Genomic DNA, 278 nt, shown 5'->3' on the forward strand with positions numbered 1-278 from the left:
CTTCGGGCGAGCGCTCAACGCGAAACTCCTCTCCGGCATCCGTGATCTGCTGTTCGCGCTGATCGGCGCCGACAACCGTGTTCGCAATCCGTGGATCCTGATCTGGCGCGATGCCATCGTTGGCTTTGGCCGCGACGTCTTTGCCGTCCTGAACAATGTCGTCCTGCCGCTGTTCAAGGCGGTGCGGGATGCAGCCGGTCTGGTCGCCGATGCCCTGAACAAGGTTTTCGGCACCAAGATCACAGGTGGCCAATTGCTTATTGGCGCGGCGCTGCTGC

At 61.9% G+C, this 278-nt stretch carries 1 protein-coding gene; it reads left to right on the plus strand.

The window, feature by feature from the left end; genetic code table 11:
- Positions 1 to 278 (plus strand): hypothetical protein (locus EN786_RS38200; RefSeq protein ID WP_189524412.1); only part of this gene is annotated, 278 nt, incomplete at both ends.

The sequence above is a fragment of the Mesorhizobium sp. M4B.F.Ca.ET.143.01.1.1 genome (genome assembly GCF_004792275.1).
Lineage (GTDB): Bacteria > Pseudomonadota > Alphaproteobacteria > Rhizobiales > Rhizobiaceae > Mesorhizobium > Mesorhizobium abyssinicae.